Source organism: Pseudomonas sp. FW305-7 (assembly GCF_058786735.1).
Map to the genome: position 1 here is coordinate 1 of NZ_JBYSZA010000074.1, position 601 is coordinate 601.

At 60.6% G+C, this 601-nt stretch carries 1 pseudogene; it reads left to right on the forward strand.

The features are described 5' to 3' along the window. Nucleotides 1–601: pseudogene (locus AC3WMT_RS30875) on the forward strand (Ig-like domain repeat protein); the annotation flags it as partial.

Sequence of the window (601 nt, forward strand, 5' to 3'; positions counted from 1 at the left end):
AGGCCGATGAAGTCGACTTTCCGCTGTTCTTTTACCTGCCTGTAGCGATCGCCCGACCGGGCTGGGCTGAGGAGTGTTATTACCAGTTGACCCGTTTCGGTGGCACCGCGCCGGATGACCCTGCTGTCTCACAGCGTTTGCTGGTCAAGCTCACCCGTCCCGGCGGGCGAGATGATCACCCGAATGATCCTGACGGCCATGGCAAACTGTTTCCGGTCACTCTGCCCCCTGAGGTCGTGCAACAGGGCATTGATGCCGAGTGGGCCAAAAAAGGCGTGCCCGTGACCGTGCCTTTCTACCCGGACATGGCAGTGCGCGACACGGTGCTGGTGAAATGGGGCAGCACCGTTCTTGCGCCCCACACCGTGACGCAGGACGAGGTGGATCACAAGACGCCAATCGTGATCATTGCCGATCAGGCCGCGATTCTGGCCGGTGGCGACAACGACGCGCTGGTGTTGCGCTACGACATTCATGACGAGGTGTGGAACTGGACCGTCCGCCATTCACAAAGCGCCCGTGTACGGGTAGAAGCCGGTGCCTGGCGTCTGGGAATGCCCATCATCAAAGAGGCGATCAACGGCGTCATCACCATCAAGGA